The 20,053-nt window shown below is 22.5% G+C and carries 19 protein-coding genes; 9 read left to right on the top strand and 10 right to left on the bottom strand.

Annotated elements, in window-relative coordinates:
- Nucleotides 1–561 precede the first annotated feature (561 nt).
- A complete protein-coding gene (locus tag ACXX89_RS01320; protein WP_458557377.1) occupies nt 562–1,209 on the top strand; it encodes a hypothetical protein in 648 nt (215 codons plus the stop codon).
- A 390-nt stretch (nt 1,210–1,599) separates the two neighbouring features.
- Here ACXX89_RS01320 and ACXX89_RS01325 read toward each other — a convergent pair whose 3' ends face one another.
- The 8 genes from ACXX89_RS01325 to trmB all read right to left on the bottom strand — a co-directional run bounded on the left by ACXX89_RS01325 (nt 1,600) and on the right by trmB (nt 7,798).
- Nucleotides 1,600–2,046, bottom strand: a complete 447-nt coding sequence (locus ACXX89_RS01325; RefSeq protein WP_458557378.1) for a hypothetical protein — start codon at nt 2,044–2,046, stop codon at nt 1,600–1,602.
- Between the two features lie 254 nt (nt 2,047–2,300).
- On the bottom strand, nt 2,301–2,513 hold the full coding sequence (locus tag ACXX89_RS01330; RefSeq protein ID WP_458557379.1) for a hypothetical protein: 213 nt from the start codon (nt 2,511–2,513) through the stop codon (nt 2,301–2,303).
- Nucleotides 2,506–3,336 carry a nucleotidyl transferase AbiEii/AbiGii toxin family protein gene (locus ACXX89_RS01335; protein WP_458557380.1) on the bottom strand — a complete coding sequence of 277 codons (831 nt, stop codon included), beginning with the start codon at nt 3,334–3,336 and terminating at the stop codon, nt 2,506–2,508. The genes ACXX89_RS01330 and ACXX89_RS01335 overlap by 8 nt, the downstream gene beginning before the upstream one ends.
- A 16-nt stretch (nt 3,337–3,352) precedes the next feature.
- On the bottom strand, nt 3,353–3,979 hold the full coding sequence (locus ACXX89_RS01340) for a type IV toxin-antitoxin system AbiEi family antitoxin domain-containing protein (RefSeq protein ID WP_458557381.1): 627 nt from the start codon (nt 3,977–3,979) through the stop codon (nt 3,353–3,355).
- Between the two features lie 8 nt (nt 3,980–3,987).
- Complete coding sequence (locus tag ACXX89_RS01345) at nt 3,988–4,566, bottom strand: DUF6088 family protein (RefSeq protein WP_458557382.1); 579 nt, start codon at nt 4,564–4,566, stop codon at nt 3,988–3,990.
- A gap of 227 nt (nt 4,567–4,793) precedes the next feature.
- Nucleotides 4,794–6,158 carry a M17 family metallopeptidase gene (locus tag ACXX89_RS01350; RefSeq protein ID WP_458557383.1) on the bottom strand — a complete coding sequence of 455 codons (1,365 nt, stop codon included), beginning with the start codon at nt 6,156–6,158 and terminating at the stop codon, nt 4,794–4,796.
- 93 nt (nt 6,159–6,251) lie between these two features.
- Nucleotides 6,252–7,184: a hypothetical protein gene (locus ACXX89_RS01355; RefSeq protein WP_458557384.1), complete on the bottom strand. Its 933-nt coding sequence runs from the start codon at nt 7,182–7,184 to the stop codon at nt 6,252–6,254.
- A 2-nt stretch (nt 7,185–7,186) separates the two neighbouring features.
- A complete protein-coding gene (gene trmB / locus ACXX89_RS01360) occupies nt 7,187–7,798 on the bottom strand; it encodes a tRNA (guanosine(46)-N7)-methyltransferase TrmB (protein WP_458557385.1) in 612 nt (203 codons plus the stop codon).
- Nucleotides 7,799–8,148: 350 nt separating this feature from the next.
- Here trmB and ACXX89_RS01365 point away from each other — a divergent pair, with 350 nt between their 5' ends.
- The 5 genes from ACXX89_RS01365 to ACXX89_RS01385 all read left to right on the top strand — a co-directional run bounded on the left by ACXX89_RS01365 (nt 8,149) and on the right by ACXX89_RS01385 (nt 14,166).
- On the top strand, nt 8,149–10,311 hold the full coding sequence (locus tag ACXX89_RS01365; RefSeq protein ID WP_458557386.1) for a S8 family serine peptidase: 2,163 nt from the start codon (nt 8,149–8,151) through the stop codon (nt 10,309–10,311).
- Between the two features lies 1 nt (nt 10,312).
- Nucleotides 10,313–11,140 carry a hypothetical protein gene (locus tag ACXX89_RS01370; protein WP_458557387.1) on the top strand — a complete coding sequence of 276 codons (828 nt, stop codon included), beginning with the start codon at nt 10,313–10,315 and terminating at the stop codon, nt 11,138–11,140.
- Nucleotides 11,141–11,151: 11 nt separating this feature from the next.
- Nucleotides 11,152–11,976, top strand: coding sequence for a hypothetical protein (locus tag ACXX89_RS01375; protein WP_458557388.1), 825 nt, complete (start codon nt 11,152–11,154; stop codon nt 11,974–11,976).
- Nucleotides 11,977–12,164: 188 nt separating this feature from the next.
- Nucleotides 12,165–13,649, top strand: coding sequence for an MYPU_1760 family metalloprotease (locus ACXX89_RS01380; protein WP_458557389.1), 1,485 nt, complete (start codon nt 12,165–12,167; stop codon nt 13,647–13,649).
- Nucleotide 13,650: 1 nt separating this feature from the next.
- On the top strand, nt 13,651–14,166 hold the full coding sequence (locus ACXX89_RS01385) for a DUF402 domain-containing protein (protein WP_436358859.1): 516 nt from the start codon (nt 13,651–13,653) through the stop codon (nt 14,164–14,166).
- Nucleotides 14,167–14,199: 33 nt separating this feature from the next.
- On the opposite strand, the gene rpsT is transcribed toward ACXX89_RS01385, so the two are convergent.
- Complete coding sequence (rpsT, locus tag ACXX89_RS01390; RefSeq protein ID WP_436358860.1) at nt 14,200–14,475, bottom strand: 30S ribosomal protein S20; 276 nt, start codon at nt 14,473–14,475, stop codon at nt 14,200–14,202.
- Between the two features lie 119 nt (nt 14,476–14,594).
- The gene (locus ACXX89_RS01395; RefSeq protein ID WP_458557390.1) at nt 14,595–16,172 is read right to left on the bottom strand and encodes a DUF31 family putative serine protease; all 1,578 of its coding nucleotides are present in this window, start codon (nt 16,170–16,172) and stop codon (nt 14,595–14,597) included.
- Between the two features lie 116 nt (nt 16,173–16,288).
- Between ACXX89_RS01395 and ACXX89_RS01400 the strand changes: the two genes are divergently transcribed.
- The 3 genes from ACXX89_RS01400 to dnaB are packed head-to-tail and all read left to right on the top strand — an operon-like array spanning nt 16,289 to nt 20,052.
- Nucleotides 16,289–18,310, top strand: a complete 2,022-nt coding sequence (locus tag ACXX89_RS01400; RefSeq protein WP_458557391.1) for a GGDEF domain-containing protein — start codon at nt 16,289–16,291, stop codon at nt 18,308–18,310.
- The gene (gene rplI / locus ACXX89_RS01405; protein ID WP_458557392.1) at nt 18,291–18,731 is read left to right on the top strand and encodes a 50S ribosomal protein L9; all 441 of its coding nucleotides are present in this window, start codon (nt 18,291–18,293) and stop codon (nt 18,729–18,731) included. Before ACXX89_RS01400 ends, rplI begins: the two co-directional genes overlap by 20 nt.
- On the top strand, nt 18,724–20,052 hold the full coding sequence (gene dnaB, locus ACXX89_RS01410) for a replicative DNA helicase (RefSeq protein ID WP_436358864.1): 1,329 nt from the start codon (nt 18,724–18,726) through the stop codon (nt 20,050–20,052). Before rplI ends, dnaB begins: the two co-directional genes overlap by 8 nt.
- Nucleotide 20,053: the final 1 nt, after the last annotated feature.

The raw sequence follows: 20,053 nt of genomic DNA on the forward strand, positions 1-20,053 counted from the left end.
AATCTCTTACTAAAAAGTAAGCAAGAGAAATTTACACAAAATATCTTACACTACCTCTTTTTGATACATTAATAAATCAAAAAACTGAAACATATAATAATTTTTACACCATTTAATATTATAATTTACTGCTTTTTAGTTAGTTATTAAAAGTAAAGCACTTTGTAGTATTACTCTATGGTGTATTTTTATAATAATTTTTCAGTTAAGTCAATATCATAAATACTCGCAACTAAATATTTTCTCTAAATTAATACTGTAATAATATTAAAATATGTGTGTTTAAGTTAATTTGTATATTTCACACATTTTTATACTAACTTTTTATTATTTCTCGCACATAATTTGTGTATTTGTTTGTATTAGTGGTGCTTTTATAATAATTTCATTATATTTGCTGTTGTAAGGTATAAAAAAACACCATCGAAATAGTGCCTACTTATGTTCTATTCAAAATGTGTGGGTCCTTTATACTATTATTATACCAAAAAAATTAAAATTACTAATATTTCTTAATGATATAATTAAAATTATAAGGAGATATATGAAAAACTTACTGAAATGGAAACATATAAAAAATCTAAATACTGAAAAAAATATTTAAAAATATCTAAAAAAGACGGATGTTTTACTACAAAAAGATGAGAAGAATTAGGATTTACTCGTAGTTTTTTAAATTTACTAATAAAACACAATATAATTAAGAAGTATTCAAAAGGCGTTTATTATGATGTTAATTTTTATGAATATAATTTATATAACGATTACTATTTATTTTATTTAGCAAATCCTAAAATAATTTACACTCATTATTCAAGTGCCTATTTAAACTCAATGACAAACGATTGCAACTATTATCACTATGCTATACTTAAAAATTATAAAGTGGATAAATCAAATTTAAAATCTAAAAAGGAACAAGCATTTATTTATTCAAAAAGATATATAAACATAGGTAAAATACTTTATATTAATAATTTTGGACATAAATTTTATATCTATGATAGAGAGAGAACCTTAATTAATCTATATTTATCAAAAAACATTATGGATTATGAATTATATTTAGAGTGTTGAAACTATTATACATATGAAAGTGATGAACCTATTAATTTAGAGAGATTAATGTATTATGCTAAATTATTTAATATTGAAATAGAAATAGAATATGAATTAAAACTTTTCCCTGATTATAGATTTTACGAGTAAATTTGTATTTTATGGTAGAATATATTTATTGAAAGAACTGTCGCTAATTAGCGGATTCCTTATTAATATTGCTTTTTAGATATGGTATGGGAAACAAAGGAGACTCACTGGTAGTGGGTTTTTTAAATTCTTGATAAAAATAGTGTTAAATCAATAAATATGTAAAAAATTATTAATCTAAAACCTACCGTGTAACTCTAACACTATGCTTCAATTAAAATATACTCTGTAACGCCTAGGAATTGCGTATTTTCAACGATAATGTAGTGGATGCAATGAATTTACACCGAAGAATTTCTGTCGATTTTAACTATATTTTTGTGCATCTTCAAAATTACTAAAAAAAATAGATGCCAGGCATCTAAAATATATCACTGTTATTCCAACTATTTAAAATATATCACTGTCTTCATTAAAATAACTTAATTTTTGGTTTTCTATCTCTTTTGGACTTACTGCGTTATTTTCTACTAATCTATTTAAATTTTTATCTTCTACTAACCTATTTAATCTTTTATCTTCTAATAAATCATCTATTTTATCTAACGAAACATCATTGTTTTTACTTTCAATTTTTTTAGTTCCTTGATTATTAATTAATTTATTTTGATTAGAACCTTGGGATAAATAGTTTTGACTCATATCAATATTAATTATTTTTGAACTGTTATCACTATTATCGGTGTTATTAATTGTTGTGGTGTAAGTTTGAGTTAAATAATTAGAAATAATAGGTGCGTATTGTGAATATAAGTTATTATATAGTGAATTTTCTTTTCTTCTAATTAACGTTCAATCTCATAAATAATATAATCCTATCATTGCTACTTGAAACATTCAAAATCAAATAGATAAATTCAATTTACTAAAACGACTTATTATAATAATTCCATAAAAAACAATCATAATAAATAATAAATGTTGAATTTAAACAAGGCAAAATAGATTAATATTTAATTTTAAATTGTGAAACACAGAAAAATAAAAAATTTAGTAAAAAACACAAAATATCTTACACTGCCCTTTTTTAACCACCGAGTAAAAATAGTTCAATATTTTATTATTACGGACTTTTATAAATAAAAATTTATTTATATTCTAATTGATGTGAATCCACATAAATCTTGTATTTCTAAAAATATTTTTACTTGATTTTTTAATATAATTTCTAATTCAAACAAATCTAAAGTATTATTTTTAAAAAACTCATATAAATAATTACTAAATTCACTACTATCTAATTGTTTTTTATTACGATAATATTTATATTTTTTTATAAACTCTAATTCTTTACTATTATTCATTGAAAATCCTTTGTAATAATTCTTGTAATTTATTTAATATTTCTTCTAATTTTAAATCACTTTTAATATTAATTTTATAAATATCTCATAATTTTTGTATATTATTTGAATTTTTAACTTTAAGAATTGTATTAATCATAGTATTTATATTAAAAACGGTTTGACGATGGTTAAAAACTAAATTAATTACTTGCTTTAAACTATTTATTTCTACATTATTTATTAAAAAATTAAAATCAAAGAAATCTTTAAACCTAGATGTATTAACTCCTAATTCATATAAAGAGTGTAATTTTTCAGCAAAAACAGTTTCTAAAGGAAATTCTTGTAATTTAAAAGGTTGTTTTTCTAATGTATTATAAACATTATTAACAATTTTTGGATAAATAACGTCTTTAATTGTAATATCAATATGAAAAAATGTTTCTATTTTATTTAAAGATGCTTTAAGGTATATTCTAATGCCACCATATAATTCTTGTTCTCTAATATTTTCTGTTTTTGGTAACACTTGGAATTTAATTTGTGAATTTGTTCTTATTATTTCTTTGATTTTGCTTTCGATTAAATTTATATCATTATTTAAACTTAAAAAATCAATATCTTTAGTTCATCTCTTATCTAACCCTAATTTGTTTAGTAATAGCATCCCTCCTTTAACTACAAATTCTTTATTATATTTAGATTCTGCTACTAATTTTAAAAACTCTAACATAAAAAAGGTGTTTAATGCTGTATTTGGAGGTAATTTATATTTATTATTGATATGTTTCACTTTATTTTTTACAGAATCACTATAATTTTTTATTAATTTATTACTCATATTTACTTTCTTATTTTTATTTTAAATTCGCTAATTCTCTCATTTTCTCTCAAACACCTAAATAATTTAATATTGCTTTAATTTCATATTGAACTTTGAATTTTTTAGCATAATATAATAATCGCTTTATGTTAGTAGGATGGATAGGTTCTAATAGATAAGTTTTTCATGCTTTTAAATATATTTCCTTAATCATATTTTTTCTGTCTTTATAAATATCTATTAAAGTTCTTTCCATATTATAAATTTTTATAGGTAATCCTCACTGATTTTTTATTGTAACAACACCTAAATTTAAGAGTTTTTTATTTACATTGTAAATTTTGTATTCGGATTTAATACTTTTGTTTGAAGTGGTAAAATGATTAAGTCAAATATGATGGTCTGTTAAATTTCAGTAATATAAAGCGTTTAAATGACTAACAATAACATTTTTGTGTTTGGATTGGAAAGTAAATTCTTCGTCTAAGTTAAAATAATCACAATGCACGTAAAAACCTTTTATTTTGTGTTTTTCTAATTTATTTTTTTTGTATAAATAATAAAGGTATCAAGTAGGAATATTATTATCTTTTAAAATTTTTGCACTAATTAATCCATTATATTTGTTAATTATTTTTTTAATTTGTTCTAAATGTTTCATAGTAGTCCTTAAATTTTTTGAATAATATTAAAAATCCAATTTGGTAATTTTTTAATTTTATCTGTAAAGTGTACTTTATTCTTAGTTTTAAAATTTTTTAATATTTCTATATTTTCTTGACTTATATTAGGTCCTAGTGTTTTTATACTTTGTATAATTAAATTTTGATATAAATTAAAACCATTAATTAAATTATTGCTTGTTTTTTTGAAAACAATATCTCAATTTTTATATTTGTATTTTTTATAGTTTCAATTTGTTAAAAATAAACAAATATTTGGTACTTGAGTTGAAATACCTGTCATATTCAATGCAGTATTTCCTGTAGGAGTTAAAATAAAATCATACTTTTTTGCAATTTTTTCTGCCAGTTCTATAGGGGAAGGTAAAGAATATTCATCTAATAGTTTTATATAACTTGGATAAACAAAAAAACCTCTCATTAAGTGTTGAATTTTACCTTTGTTTTTTAATCGTAACAAAGCAGATTTTATTGTATTTACAGAAGCTAAATTTAGAAAATCAGAAACAGTAAATATTTGTCCCCTATTTTTATACATTATTTCTTCTATTTGTTTACTTATCATATTTTTCCTTTATTTCTTTATTTTGCACTAAATAACATAAACTTTTTGGTGAATTTATACAAAATTATTATATCACAACCTTACATTTTTGCACCAAATAATATATACTTTTTGGTGCGTTTTTATATTGAATATTTATATATTTTTTATGATTAATAAAGGAAAAATAAAGAATTTAGTAAAAAAACACAAACAGTTTTGTTTGTGTTTGTAATTTAAAATAATTATTATTTTTTGTTTAATGCATATTGAACTAATGTTTTAACCATTACACCCATAGGTTTTTCACCTGTTTCTGCTGTTCCAGCTATATCTAAATGAGCAAAATATTTTCCTTCTGCAAATTCTTTCAAGAACATAGCAGCAGAAATAGAACCACCATTTCCAGTTAAATCAGTATTTTTTAAATCTGCCACTGTTGAACCTTTAATAAATTTAGCAAAATCATCGTGTAAAGGCATTCTTCAAATTAATTCGTTTTGTTGTTTTGCAGCTTCATCTAATTTATTTCATAAGCAATCACAAGTTGAGAATGTTCCTGTGAAAGTATGTCCAAGAGCAACTAAAATAGCACCTGTTAATGTAGCTACTGTAATAACCGCAGTTGCTTTTAAGTTTCTAATAGCATATGTCATTCCATCAGCAAGAACTAATCTTCCTTCAGCATCTGTGTTATTGATTTCCACTGTTTTTCCATTCATTGAAGTTCAAACAGCATCTGGTAAATTAGCATCACCATTTACTCTGTTGTCAGTAATTGCCAATACTGCAGCAACGTTTGCTTTAGGATTCAATTGTGCAATTGCATTTAATGCTGAAGCTACTATTGCAGCTCCTGACATGTCGTATTTCATTCCAAGCATACTTCTTCCGGTTTTAATGTTGTAACCACCAGAGTCAAAAGTAATACCTTTTCCAACAAATGCAACTTTTTCTTCTGAATCAGGATTTCCGTTGTATTCAATAGCAACTAATCTTGGTTCATACATAGAACCTTTATTTACTGATAATAAAAGTCCCATTCCAAGTTTTTCAATTTCTTTTTTGTTTAATACAGTTACTTTTAAGTTTTTAAATTGTGAAACTTGTTCTTTAACTTTTTCAGCTAATCATTCTGAGTTACAAATGTTTGGAGGAGTTGCTTGTAAATTTCTTGCAAAATTTACAGAATCAACTAACACTTTTGTTTTTTTAAGTTCAGCATCTAAAGAACTTAGATTACTTACTAAAACATATAAATCATTTTTTTCTTCTTTTTTGTTTGTTTTTACGTTGTAAATATTTGCATTTACAAATTCATATTTTTTTAATAATCTTGTTGCAAGTGTTGTTAATGAAACTTCTTCATTTACAAAACTTTCAAGTTTGACTTCATAAACTCTTGGTAATGAAACAAGTTTATCTAATAAAGTATCTAAATCACTTAATTTAAATTCTGATTTATCTCCTAAAAACATTACTGCTTTTTTTTCTGTAATAAATTCAGTTAAAGCGAATTTTTTTTCAATAACATTTGAATCAAACTTTTCACCTTTGAATACAGCTTCAAGTGAAAAGTTAGAATTTGTTAATTTTTCTATAAATTTAATCATTTTTCTCCTATTCTTATAATAAATATATTTTAATCTTTTTTTATAAATTTTTATCTTTTTTATTAAAAAAAGCATAAACAAATTATCAAATGTTTATGCTTGAAGATTTTTCAACAATTTTACTCTAAATATAAAACCAAAAAATGGTTTTAAAATTATTAAATAAGAAAGTATTGAACAGAACAAGAAAAAGAAAAAGACAAAAATATTTGATAGTAATATAATTAAAATTAGAGAACTAATTCAAACTGCAAAAAACAGCAATTTTAAACCAACTAAAAAGAAAATTTCTTTATTTATGTTTTTATATAAAGCATTATTATTTTGATCTATTTGTTCTTGATTTTTAATTATATTTTTTATATAAACTAGTAAAAACATTAATTTAAATTTGTAAAAATGTTTTTTATATCAGTTAAAAATTATATTTTCAACTAAATTATTAGATATATTTATATTTTGTTTTTCAGTTAATTTGATTTTATTATTTGTTTCATTTTTCATTATAAAGTGAAAATGCTTTAAATAAGAAAAATCATCTATGTGATTTTTGCTAAAAACAAAAGAAATTCACTCTTTTTGATTTTTTATTTGAAACAAACTATAATCTATTTTTCCTTTTGTATTGTACTCTTTTTGAGAATATTTTTTACATTCTTTAAAAGCAAGAAACACTCATAAAGGGTGAAGTAAAATATAAATAATAATTCCGCTAGTAGCAACTAAAAATTTCAAATAAAAACTTGTTTCTGGATTATCGCTTCATTCTTGCAGTAAAAATACAGAACACATTAAAAATACAAATAAAAACACACAACTTATAAATAAAGGAAAAAATAGAATAAAATAAATTTTTCTTTTTATATCAATTTCTAAATCACTATCATTTAGATTTGAAAAAACTATGTTTTTAAATAATCAGATAAAAACATAAGAACCAAAAAAAGGAAATAAATATATTTCTTTTGAAAGTTTTAAGTTAATAAAATAATTTCAAAAAAGGTAATTTTTATTATTAATATACATAATTATTTATTAAATTTAACTTCCAAGTAATTTATATTTTTACCTTTATCTGATCATTTTTTTTCATAACCTGTCATAATATTGTTTTTAGAAAGTTCACTATTATGAAGATCTTTTGTTAAATTTATAATATTTGCTCCAAACTCTTGTATGGATTCAATACTGTATTCAAATAAACCATCATTATCCGTTTTAAACTTTAATAAACCATTTGAAGTTAATAAATTTTGATAAATAGTTAAAAAGTTTTTATAAGTAAGTCTTCTTTTATAGTGTCTTTTTTTAGGTCAGGGATCTGAAAAAGTAAGTCAAATTAAATCTACTTTTCCTTCAAGTAAATTAGGTAATTCTGAAATATCTCTATTAATTATTTTAAAATTTTTTAAATTTAATTTCTTTGCTTTTTTCATAGATTTTAAAGCAACTGTAGGATATTTTTCAATTCCTATATACATAATATCAGGATTATTTTGAGCAAGTTGAACTAACATTTCACCTTTTCCCATACCCATTTCAAGCACGGTATTAGAATTTACTTTAAAAGGAAATTCAGTTATTAAATATTCACTTTCTAAAAGTAATTCCGTTGCATTTGGTATATTTCTTAATCTCATATCAAAATAATACTAAAATTTATTTTTTAAACAAGAAATAAATAAATTTTAAAATAATAAATATTTATATTATTATTAATATAATATGAAAAAATTATTTTATTTTGAAAATTTTGCAAAAAAGTATTATAATAAAATTATGGTTGCAGGAGGAAAAATGAAAATAGTTAAAAATATTATCATTCGTAATATAAACAAGTTAATTATTAAAATTAACCAATATTTTCATTTTTACTTTTTTAGGACTTTAAACAAATTTAGCTAATTAATTAAATAATAAACTAAAAAGAAAATCCTAATTAAGTTTAGGATTTTTTGCAACCTTTTTAAATAAAATAAAGGAGAAAATTATGAAAAAAAATAAATTCTTATTTACTCTTATGCCGATAACTGGTTTATTAAGTCCATTTATTTTAGGTGTAAGTATGAATCTTAATGATTCAGAGCAAAAAAATAATAAAGAAAATAAAACATTAAATATTTATGAATTTTTAAGTAAATTAAAGAATTATACAACTGAAAATTTTTCAGAACATTCAACAAAAGAAGATAAAATGGTAACTGATTTTGTTGAGTCTTTACCAAAAAGAGAAGTATTTAGATTATATACAAACGTCTTTGTAGATGATAATTTAGATAACAATCTTAAAATTGAAAAATATTCAAAAGAAAATAAAAAAGTTTTAGATTTACTTTTAGGTGAACTTAAAGATAAAAACATTGTTAAATATTCTTATTATTCTGAAATTCTTCCTATGATAAGTGTAGAAGTAGACTTAGAAGATGCAAATAAATTTGCAGAATTTTTAGATAATAAAAAAGAATTTGCTAACTATTCTAAAGAACAAATAGTAGGAACTTTATCTTTTAAAGATGTAGCTGAAAGATTAATTACTAAGTATTGTATCGATAAACCAGATGATTTGGGAAAATGTCTATTATATGATCAAGATACAGGAAAAGCAAGTATAAGTTCAAGCAATTATAATCCTTATAGTAGTAATGATTGAACTTATAAACAGCATAAAAATTCTTATTCATCAAGTTCATCATCAAGTTCTACTGTAACTAAAAAAGAAGAACCTAAAAAGAAAGAAGAAAGTTGATATTATTTATCCACTTCTGATTACAAAACACATTTTAGAAAACAATTAGATTTAATTAATGATGACTATGATGAAACAAAAGTAAAAATTGATAAAAAAACTAATGAACCTGAAGGGGTTTATAGAACAAAAGTAGGAGTTCTTGAAGGTGTTTATTTAAGAAAAGATAATAATTTATTTAAGTTTAATAATCTAGTTTTTGAATCAAAAAGTCTACTGGACCAAAACATCGATCACAAGGAAGAGGTAGCTAGTTTAATTTCTTCTAAAGAAGGAGTTGATCCTTTTGCAAAAATTTATGATTTGAAACTTTATATTACAAATTATAAAGCTTCAGAATATACTTTTGTTTTTAATGATATGTATAATTTAGAAAAACTTTTAAAAACTTCTGTTTCAAAAGGAATTCAAGTAATAAATGGAAGTTTTGGTTATGGTTCTCCTGATCCGGATTCCCCAATTACCTTAAGGACTTCTTATGATAACATTGCATATTTTTTAGATTTATTTACCAAAAAATATAAAATAATTCTTGTATTTTCTGCAGGAAATCATAAGGAAGATTATATAAACAATAATTTTCATGGAATGAAATTAGGTTTAAATACAATAAAAGTTGGAGCAATTGACACAGAAACAAAAAAATCTACTTTTTTTTCAGTTAATTCTAGCAACTCTTACTATTTTTCACAAGATTATCCAAATATCACAGTAGCTGCTTCTGGAACAAATTATGATTTTAAATTTATTGAAAATTCTGCACATACCAAAGGTACAAGTTTTGCTGCTCCACTAGTAACAGGAGTAATTTCTAAGTTATATAGAAATTTTCCAAAAGTTAGAAATAAACCTGTATCAATATTTTCTTTAATAGGTGTTTCATCTGATTTATTTAATGAATTTAGCAAAAATTTAATTAAAGGAACAGGTTATAATCAAGATTTCGGGGCAGGAATTTTAAACTATAAAAAAGCAAAAGAAGCAGTAGATAGTTTAAGAGAATTTACAATAAAAGGAGATAGAGAAAAAGGAAAATTAGATGAAACTATAAAAGAATTAGAATTAAAAGATAATTCAATACTAAAAATTAGTTCAGCATGATTATTCAATGGTTTTGATAAAGAAATCCCAGAAAATATATATCTTGGTAAAAAAGATAAAAATTACTTTGAACAAGAGTTTAAAAACAATAATGTTGTAACAGATTTCAATATTGTTTTAGAATATTGAAATATTCAAACAAAAGAATGAGAAAAAGTTAAAAAAACCACATCAGTTAAATCTAATAAAGAAATTTTAAATATTAAAATAAGTAAAGCAGGAAAATATAGATATTATCTTTATAAACAAAATTCATCAATTTCGCAATTAGATGATGAAGTTGCTATAAGTCATTTAGTAGAATAAAATGAAAAAAATTAAATTATTAATTCCTGTTGCAACTGCTAGCTTATCTTTATTTTCTTTTATTTCTTGTCACGAAAATAAAGAAAATATACAGAAAAAAGATAATGAATCAAAATTTATTTTTGAAAAACCTGCTTACAATAGATATCATAATCCTGATGAATTATTCAAAGAATGAAATCAAGTCAAATACAAAAAAGATTTTTTATGAAAACATGGAGAGTGAGAAGTTTATAAAAATCATTTGACTAGTTTTTTCTTTGAAAATCCTTTTAAAAAAGAAAATTCAAAATATAATTTTAGCTTATCTCCTTTTATTCAAGAAGATAAAAAACACATTTTTAATTTTGATTTAAACCATTTGGGTCAATTTATAGCAATAAGTAACTATAATCAATTTAAATTTTTTATTAATGACTTGCGTGTTTCTTTTAATTTTAAAAATGTAAATAAAGACTTTCCTTCTCTTTTATTTTTCAATTATGATTTTTTAAATAAGTTCGAAACTAATAATCCATTTTATGTAATAAAAAAATCATTAATTCAATCAATGATTAAAACAACTGATTTAGATAATGATGAAGTAATAGAAGAAAAATTAAAAAATTATTTCTCTAAAAAAATAGTATTATTTTCTTTACTTGTAGAAACAAGAAGTAGGATTACTGAAGAAGTAAAAACTGTTCACATAAAATTTCCTAAAACAAATAATCTTAAAGATTTAATTGAAGAAAATTTAACTAATGAGAAAGATCAATATAAATATGATCGAGATTGAGATTATCCACTTGCTTTTGAATTTCATGAATTAGAAAAAGACAATAGTTAAGTTGAATAAAAATGAAAAAAATTAAATTAATATTACCAGTACTTACAACAATTTCAGTATCAGATTTTCTCGTTTCTTGTGACGAAAATAAAGAAAATATACAGAAAAAAGATAATGAATCAAAATTTATTTTTGAAAAACCCATTCACACTAAATATCATAATTCTGATGAATTATTTAAAGAATGAAATGAAATAAAATACAAAAAAGATTTTTTAGAAAAAGATGATATTTGAGAAGTAGATAAAAATCATATTGATACTTTTTATTTTGCAAATCCTTATGCAAAACAAAATGAAAAGCAAAATTTTAATTTATCTCCTTTTAGCCAAGAAGATAAAAAAGAAATTTTCAACTTTGATTTAAATCATCTAGGACAATTTATTGCTATTAGTAATATAGATCAATTCAACTTCTTTATGAAGGATTTAAGAACTTCTTTTATTCTTAAAACCACAACAACACCAACTAATATAGCTCTTATTTTTTCCGATGAGAATTTTGATAAAAACATAAAAACTAACAATCCTTTTTATTTGATGAAAGATAGATTACTAAATAAAATAATTAAGGTAAATAAAGGAGAATCAGAAGAAAATATAAAAAATAAATTAAAAAAATATTTTGAAACTAAAATGCTTATCTTTTCTTTATTTATAGATAGTAGAGATGGAGTAAAGGAATATGTTAAACAAGTAAGTATAAAATTTCCTAAAACAAATAATTTAAAAAATTTAATTCAATTAAATTTAAAGAATAAAAGTAATGGAGAATATATTTCAAAAAATAATCTTCCATTAGCTTTTGAATTTCATGAACTAAATAAAGAAAAATAAAATGTAAAAAGTTTTCTTATATAAAAATTCTTATCAATTTAAAAGCAATAAAAATATCAAATAAGTATGAATTTACCAGTGATTTTACACTGGTATTTTTATTTAATAAAAAGAAATATAAATATTTTTAATACAAAAATATAGAAAGTTTTATAATTTAATAAAAATAGTAGAAAGATTAACTTAATATGTTTAATAAAAAAATAAAATCATTTTTGTATTTTTTTTCTTTTACTTTGCCTGCTATGGTTTTTACTTCTTGTGATTATTCAAAAAATAAAGAACAAGAATTTATAAAAATAGAGCAAAAATATTTTAATTTTGATTTGATTGAATACAAAAAAGAAGATTATTTTTTATCTAAAAATGGACTTCAAAAGTTTTATGAAAGAATTAAAAAAGATTTATTTTATGGATCAGAAATAAATTTTTTAAATAAAATAATAATTGATAAAAATTTAAAAGAATTTTCAAATACAAAGGAAAGACAGGGTTTTTTTATTTCAAACACTAGAGAAATATATTTAAATTCTGATTCTTTACAAAACATAAAAAATGAAGATGACAGAATAGAAGTTTTGTTTCAAATTTTATATCATGAATATTTTCATTATATCGATTCCACTTATCTTTCCAATTATAAACAAGGATATACAATCAAAAACAGTAAATCAACTAAAACTTATAATAAAGAATTTATAGATAACTTTTTAAGTGATTTAAGAATAACAGATGACAGATTTTCAAATTATTTCCCAAATAAAAATTTATTAAATTCAAGTAATATTTTTAACGATGTTACAATAAAAGAAATTTTGGAAAAATCATTAACAAATAAGTTAAATGAAATAAATTTTGAAAATAAAAATTTGCAAATTATGAATGAAAAATTTAAAAACTTAAATAATTTTATTCCTTTAAGTTATTATTTTTCCTTTGAAGAGTTTTTTGCAAACGAAGCATATAAACATTTTTATATAGAAAAAAGAAATAATTTAAATAATGATAAAAATTTTTATTTAAATGACTCTTTATGAACAACAACTTTAACTAGAGAAGATGGTTTAACACATTTAGAAGATAATTTTATTATTAATGATTCTGCTTTTGGTGGTTATATTACAAAAAATGATTCAGTAATTAAATTGGACAATAAAATTAAAGATTTATTTATTCATTTTTTAGAAATAATGAATTATAAATTGAATATCAGTGGGATTTATAATTTAAATAATAGAACATATATTAATGATAAATTAGAAGGAAATATAGATAATAATAAATTATTTTTTAGTGGTTATACAAAAGAAAAATATGATGGCTTAATTTTCAAAAATAAGGAAAATTCCTTTATAAAATTAAATTTAGTTTATAATGAAAGTAATAATTTAAAAGCTAAATTAAATAAAAATGATCAAGATTATAGTCTTTTTCCAGAAGAAAAATATTTAAGTTACTATACAAATAGTTATTTAAATATGGAAGAGATGAATATGGATTTTAAACCTATGTTGTGAAAAGACTTAAATAATAATGGTAAAATAGAAGAAAAAGAACTACATAATTTAAATAATTTTTCAAGTAATTCTAATTATGGTCCAAGTTCAAGTAGAAGTTTTTTAACTAATAGTGAATCTTTAACAATAAGAAACAATAAAATTATCAAGGAGTAAAATGCAATATAAAAATTTTGTTAATATACAAGCATATAAATATAATGGAAAATTATATAGACAGTGAAGTGGTGGAAAAATATTACAAGAAACTGAAAATCATGTTGTACTTTATATGAATAATAAAACAAAAGTTATGGAAAAAAACTTTCAAAAATGATCTATTAGAGAAGACACACTGTGATTTTTTCATAAAAAACATTTTTTTAATGCTTTAGTAACTATTGTTAACAAAAAATTTTATATCTATATAAATTTAGCATCTCCTTTTTTTGTAGAAGAACACACTGTAAAATTCATTGATTTTGATTTAGATATTAAGGTTTATCCTAATAAAGATTTAAACATAATAGATAAAATAGAGTTTTTATCAAACGCAAAGAAAATGAAATATTCTCAAAAAACTATTGATGTTGTTTTTGAAGAATTAAAATTTTTAATTAATTTGTATTATAAGGAAACCTATATTTTTAATAAAAAATATTTAAAGTATATTCAAAGCAAAATAGATAAATAAAAAAACTCCTTTTGGAGTTTTTAATTATCTTAATTAAGCAACATTTGCACTTAAATGTTTGGAAACAAAAGCATCAAGTCTTGAAGTTTTTCTAGAACCATTGTTTTTGTGTAAAACACCTTTAGAAACAGCAGTATTAATTTCTTTATGTGCTTTAGCAACTAATTCATTTACATTAGTAGCATTTTGCACTGCAGCTAGTTTAGCTTTTTTAATAGCTCCACGAACTCTTGATTTAATAGCATTATTTCTTATTCTAGATTTTTCATTTGTTTTGATTCTTGTTATTTTTGATTTAATATTTGCCATTCTATCTCCTTAATGTTTTGTTTCTTAATTATACAATAATTTTTTGTATTTTTAACTATAATATTTTACATTATTTTTATTTTTTGGAAAATAATATTTTTTATTTCAAAAAACTTACTTTATTTTTTTATCAAAGAATTATTAAAAGCAACAATTTCATTGAAATGTTGTTTTAGTCAAGAGTGATTTTGATCTACATTTTTTAAATAAAAAATCAAAGGGCTTTTATCTTGTTCTTTTTCTAGTAATCTGTGAATATTTAAAGTATTAAAATTTTCATCATCGTGTTTTAAACCTGCATTAGATGAAAAGAAAATTCCCACTGCTTGTTTATTTTGATTAAAAACACCAGCTCCGGATGCTCCTTTAAAAAACAAATTAGACTTTGGTACTTTAACATAGTTATCTAAATCTTGATTAGCTAAATATATTGTTTCAATAGATGGAGAATCCTTATCAATTGAATTCTCTATATCAAAAGGTTTATTTGTAAGTTTTTCATTGTCTTGAAATCCTTGGTTGATTACTGGCATATTATTGATTATACTAATACCATTTTGATAAAAACTTTTGGTTAATTTAAATCCATCCACTTTTTCAGTAATTCTTGTGCTCTTATTGTTTTCTAAATCATTTATTTTTACAGGAAAACCAAAGGAAAACACTTTTTCACCTTCAATTTTTTCTAAAGTTGTATTTACAGTATTTATTAGTGTTGGAGACTTATCATATTCTTTTAAAAAAGCGGGTTTTTCCACATTATCTTTTAGTTTAATTTTAATCACTGCAAAATCTGATCCTGAAAGATATTCTTTTTCTGAAGGTTTACCATTTTTTAGATCAAAGTAATTATAAAAAGTACTTGGATAACTGAGTGGTTTAATAACCTCAAATGATTCAAATATATTGGTTTTATCTTTAAAAACGTCAAAATCTTTATTGAAAGTAGCATCTTTATAATTATAAAAATTATTTTGTCTATTTTCAGTAATTTCTTTTGTTCTTTTACCTGCATCATTTATAACATAAGGATCATTTTTGTATTCTGGATAATCTTCTAAACCGATTAACGATAAGGTTTTTATATCATGTGAACTAAAATAATTTTCTGGCATTTCTCCATTGTAGTTTGGTTTGAAAATTCCCTGAGAATTGAAATTATCTAGTTCTTCTGCTGAAATATTTTGATAAAAGTAATTATTATTTTTATTATTCAAAAGTTTTACAGAATTAGTTTTTATTATTGGTTTATTTATGAAAGCTGCTGCATGAATATTTGTAGCAACATAATAAACTCTTTCATCTGTTGGATCTTTATCTAAAACTCATCCAGTAGCAAATTCTGTTTCTAAATTTGAAATCACAAATTTTCTTCTGGAATCATCAGAATAAAGTTCTACAAAGGTTTTTACATATTCAATTTGAAAACTTCTTTTTTTAATAAAATCAGTTACAGAATCGCTATTTTCTGTATTTTTCTTGTATATTTGCTTAATTTCTTCTAGTTTTGCTTTGTCTAAAACAGGAGAATTAGGTTCAAGAGAGAAGTTTGGATTTTCTACACTAATTTTTTGTTTTTTATTCTCTATTGTTTCTTTTTCTTCTTTTTTGACAAAAGGAAAAGAACAAGATACAAACGATGTGCTTGCTAATAAAATAGAAGAAAAAGAAAGAAAAAATTTAGTTTTTTTATTCATAATAAAGAACCTTTCAAAATTATTTTATTAATTATAAAGTAAAATAAAAAAGTTTTTAAAAAAGAAAATATAAATTATGTTTTTTAAAATAATAGTTTGTTTTATAATTTAATAATATGAGTAAAAAAGCAAAGATTTTAATATACTTTTCAATCAACGTTTTTTATTTGATATTATTTGCAGTTATTTTTATTGTTTTATATCAAATAGATTTAATTTCCAAATTTCTTTTATTTGGTTTTTTTGTATTTTGATTAATTGTTGCAACTATAAGTTTATGTTGACTTTTATGAGTATTTCTGCATAAAAGTTCCAAAATTCAATCTTCTTTATATGAATATATTAATGATGTCGTTGAAGAAAATAATTTAGGTTTAGTTTTACACACAACAAATGGAAAAATTATTTGAGTTTCTTCATTTATAGAAAAAAGATTTTCTAAAAAATTAATTGGAAAAAATATTGATGATGTTCTGAAAAATAAAGTTAAAGCAAATGAAGAAAATTTAGTGGGAGATGGTTCTACTTTCTCTGAAGATGGTTATACATATGCAATTAAGAAATATAGAGATAAAAACGCTATTTCTATTAGAGATATAACTTTATATGATAACCTTTTAAAAAGTTACGAGAAAGATAAAGTCGTAATTGGAGAAATTGAAATAGATAATTTTCAATTATTACTTTCTACATTAGGAGAAGAAGATTTTTTCAAGGTAAAAACATCTGTTATTAATCTACTTGATGAGTTATCTAAAAATTATAATTTCTCTTATAGACAATATATTGAAGGAAAATTTTGAGTTGTAACTAGTTATGAAACATTTTCAAAATTAAAAGCGAAAAACTTTTCTATGTTTAATGAAATGGTTGTTAATTTAAATAATTCTAGTTATGAAGCAAAACAAGAAGTAACTTTATCAGTCGGTTTTGTTTATGGAACCAATGAAATTTCTAAATTGAATCAAATTGCAAAAGATGCAATAATTTATTCAAAAACTAGAGGTGGAAATCAAATTACAACTATTAAATATGGTTCTAGACCTGTTGTTTATGGTTCTAATAGTGAAATAAGTTCCAATTCAAGTAGAAGTGAACTAAACTTTGTATCTAAAAAAATGCTTGCAGTTTTAGAAAATCCAGAAGTAGAAAATATCATTTTATACGGGCATAAATATGCAGATTTAGATGCTGTGGGTTCTGCGTTTGGACTTGGTCAATTTTTAATTACTTATGCTAAAACAAAGTTTAATTTAGAAAAAAAAATGTATATTCAAAATGTAACTTTTGATTCTACAACAACACATTTTTTAGAAACAAATTCTCAATATATAGATAAAAAAATATTCATAAAACCTTCAACAGCATCTAAATATACAAACAAAAATACAATGATAATAATTGTAGATACAGCGGAAGCAACGAGAATTGAAAATCCAAATGCTTTTAATACTGCTGATCCTAAAAAAATATTTATTTTTGATCATCATAGAGTGGTTTCAGGAAAACCTGAATTTCTTTCTAAAGGAAATGATTATATTGAAACTACTGCTTCTTCTTCATCTGAAATAGTAACAGAAGTTATAGCACTTAATTCAGATGGTGAAAATAGAATAATTTCACCTTTTAGTGCCCAAATGCTTTTAAATGGTATTTATATGGATACTAATCAATTTAAAAAATCAACAACTATGAAAACATTTAATGCAGCTTCAATTTTAACTAGATGAGGAGCTCAAGGTGCTAAATCTATAGAAACTTTAAAGATAAGTGAAGAAATTTTTAATATAATTAATAAGATAACTAGAAATGTAGAAGAAGTTAAGCCAGGATTCTTACTTGCTTATACAGCAGAAGAAATTGATTTAGATGTTGTATCTATGGCGGCTGATTTTATGTTAAATATTCAAGGAAGAAAAGCAACTTTTGTTGTTGCTAAAGTAGTAGGAAAAGATAGATTTAAAATGTCTGCAAGAGGTATAAATAATACCAATGTGCAAATTATTGCAGAAACAGTTGGTGGAGGTGGTCACTTCTCTGCTGCTGCTGCAGAAAGCACAACAGAAACATTAGAAGAATTTGTAGACAATATAAGACAAGCGATAGTGAGTGTGAAAAATGAAAGTAATAATAATTAAAGAGTGTAAAGATGGAAAAGTTAATGAAGTAATAGATGTATCTGATGGATATGCAAAAAACTTTTTAATTAAAAATGGTTTAGCTATTCCAGTAAACAAAAAAACATCTTTATATTTAAATAAAAAAATAGAAATTTTAGAACAAGAAGAAGAGAAAAAAATTAAAGAAGCCGAATTATTAAGAGATCAAATTCAAGCTATAATTTTAACCTTCAAATTAAAAGAAACAAATAATGTAGTTCATGGTTCAATAACAGCTAAAAAAATTATTAAAGCCCTTGAAGATATGGATATTAAATTACCTAAACACTCTTTAGAAGAACATGTCCATATTGTAAGTATGGGATTAACTGTATTGAATGTTAAACTACATAAAAAAGTAATAGCTCATTTAAGAGTTAAGGTTGAAAAAGATGAGTAAAAGTTTATTTTTACCTAAGGAAGTAGAGAAGTCGATTCTCTCTTATGCATTATCATCAGAAGAAGATCAAGCAAAAATTATTCCTTTTTTGCAAAAGGAAGATTTTTATGATTTTAAAAATCAAATTCTTTTTGAAGCATTAAATAATTTATATTTTGCTTCTAAAAAAATAAATTATGTTTCAGTTATTAAAGAACTGGATGAAATGAAAAAACTGGAAGAATTTGGTGGAGCAGCTGAAATAGCAGAATATACAAGCGAAATTCCAGTTTTTTCTACAGTTAAAGAAGTAATGAATGATCTTGTTGAAAAAGCCACTTTAAGACAAGCATCAATTGTTTTAAAACAAAGTTTTCAACAGTTATCAGAAGCAAACAAAACTGCAGATGATATTTTAAATGAATTTGAATCCAAGATGGTTCAAATCACTAGAAATGTCCAAAATAGCGATTTTCAAAATATGAGAGATGTTGCTGCAAACATCTTAAAAGACTTACTTTCCAGAAAAGATAGTACTAGTTTAAAAGGAATTAGTACGGGATTTAGTAATTTAGATAAAATTACTTCAGGTTTTCAAAAAGGAGATTTAATTATTTTAGCAGCAAGACCAGCGATGGGAAAAACTGCATTTGCCTTAAATTTAACAAAAAACATTGTTGAGCAAAACAATAATGTTGTTGTTTTCTTTTCTTTAGAAATGCCAAGTACTCAATTAGTAACAAGGATATTAGCATCTGAGTCGGGTGTTCCAGGAGATTATTTAAAAAATCCACAATTTTTAACTAATGTAGATTGAATTAAAATTTCCACAACTTTGAATGAAAAAATCAGTCATTATAACTTATTTATTGATGATTCAGCAGGTGTTAAGCTTCATGAAATGATTTGAAAAACAAAAAAATTATTAAATAAAATGAAAAAAATCGACTTAATAGTGGTGGATTATTTACAGTTAATAGATCTTGGTGGTTCTAACAATAGACAATTAGAAGTTTCTAAAATTTCTAGAAGTTTAAAACAACTAGCAAGAGAAATTAATTGCCCCGTTATTGCTTTATCTCAATTATCCAGGGACGTAGAAAAAAGAGAGGACAAAAGACCTATAATTTCTGATTTAAGAGAATCTGGAGCAATTGAACAAGATGCTGATATAGTTGCGTTTTTATACAGGGAAAATTACTATAAAAAGGAAATTTCCCCTTATGACATTCAAGAGACAAAATTAATTATTGCAAAGCATAGAAATGGAGCTATTGGTGATTTATCATTACAATTTAATCCAAAAATAGGTCTTTTTTTCGAAGAAGGAGAAACAAACTAGA

The sequence above is a fragment of the Mycoplasma sp. 1012 genome, assembly GCF_054343455.1.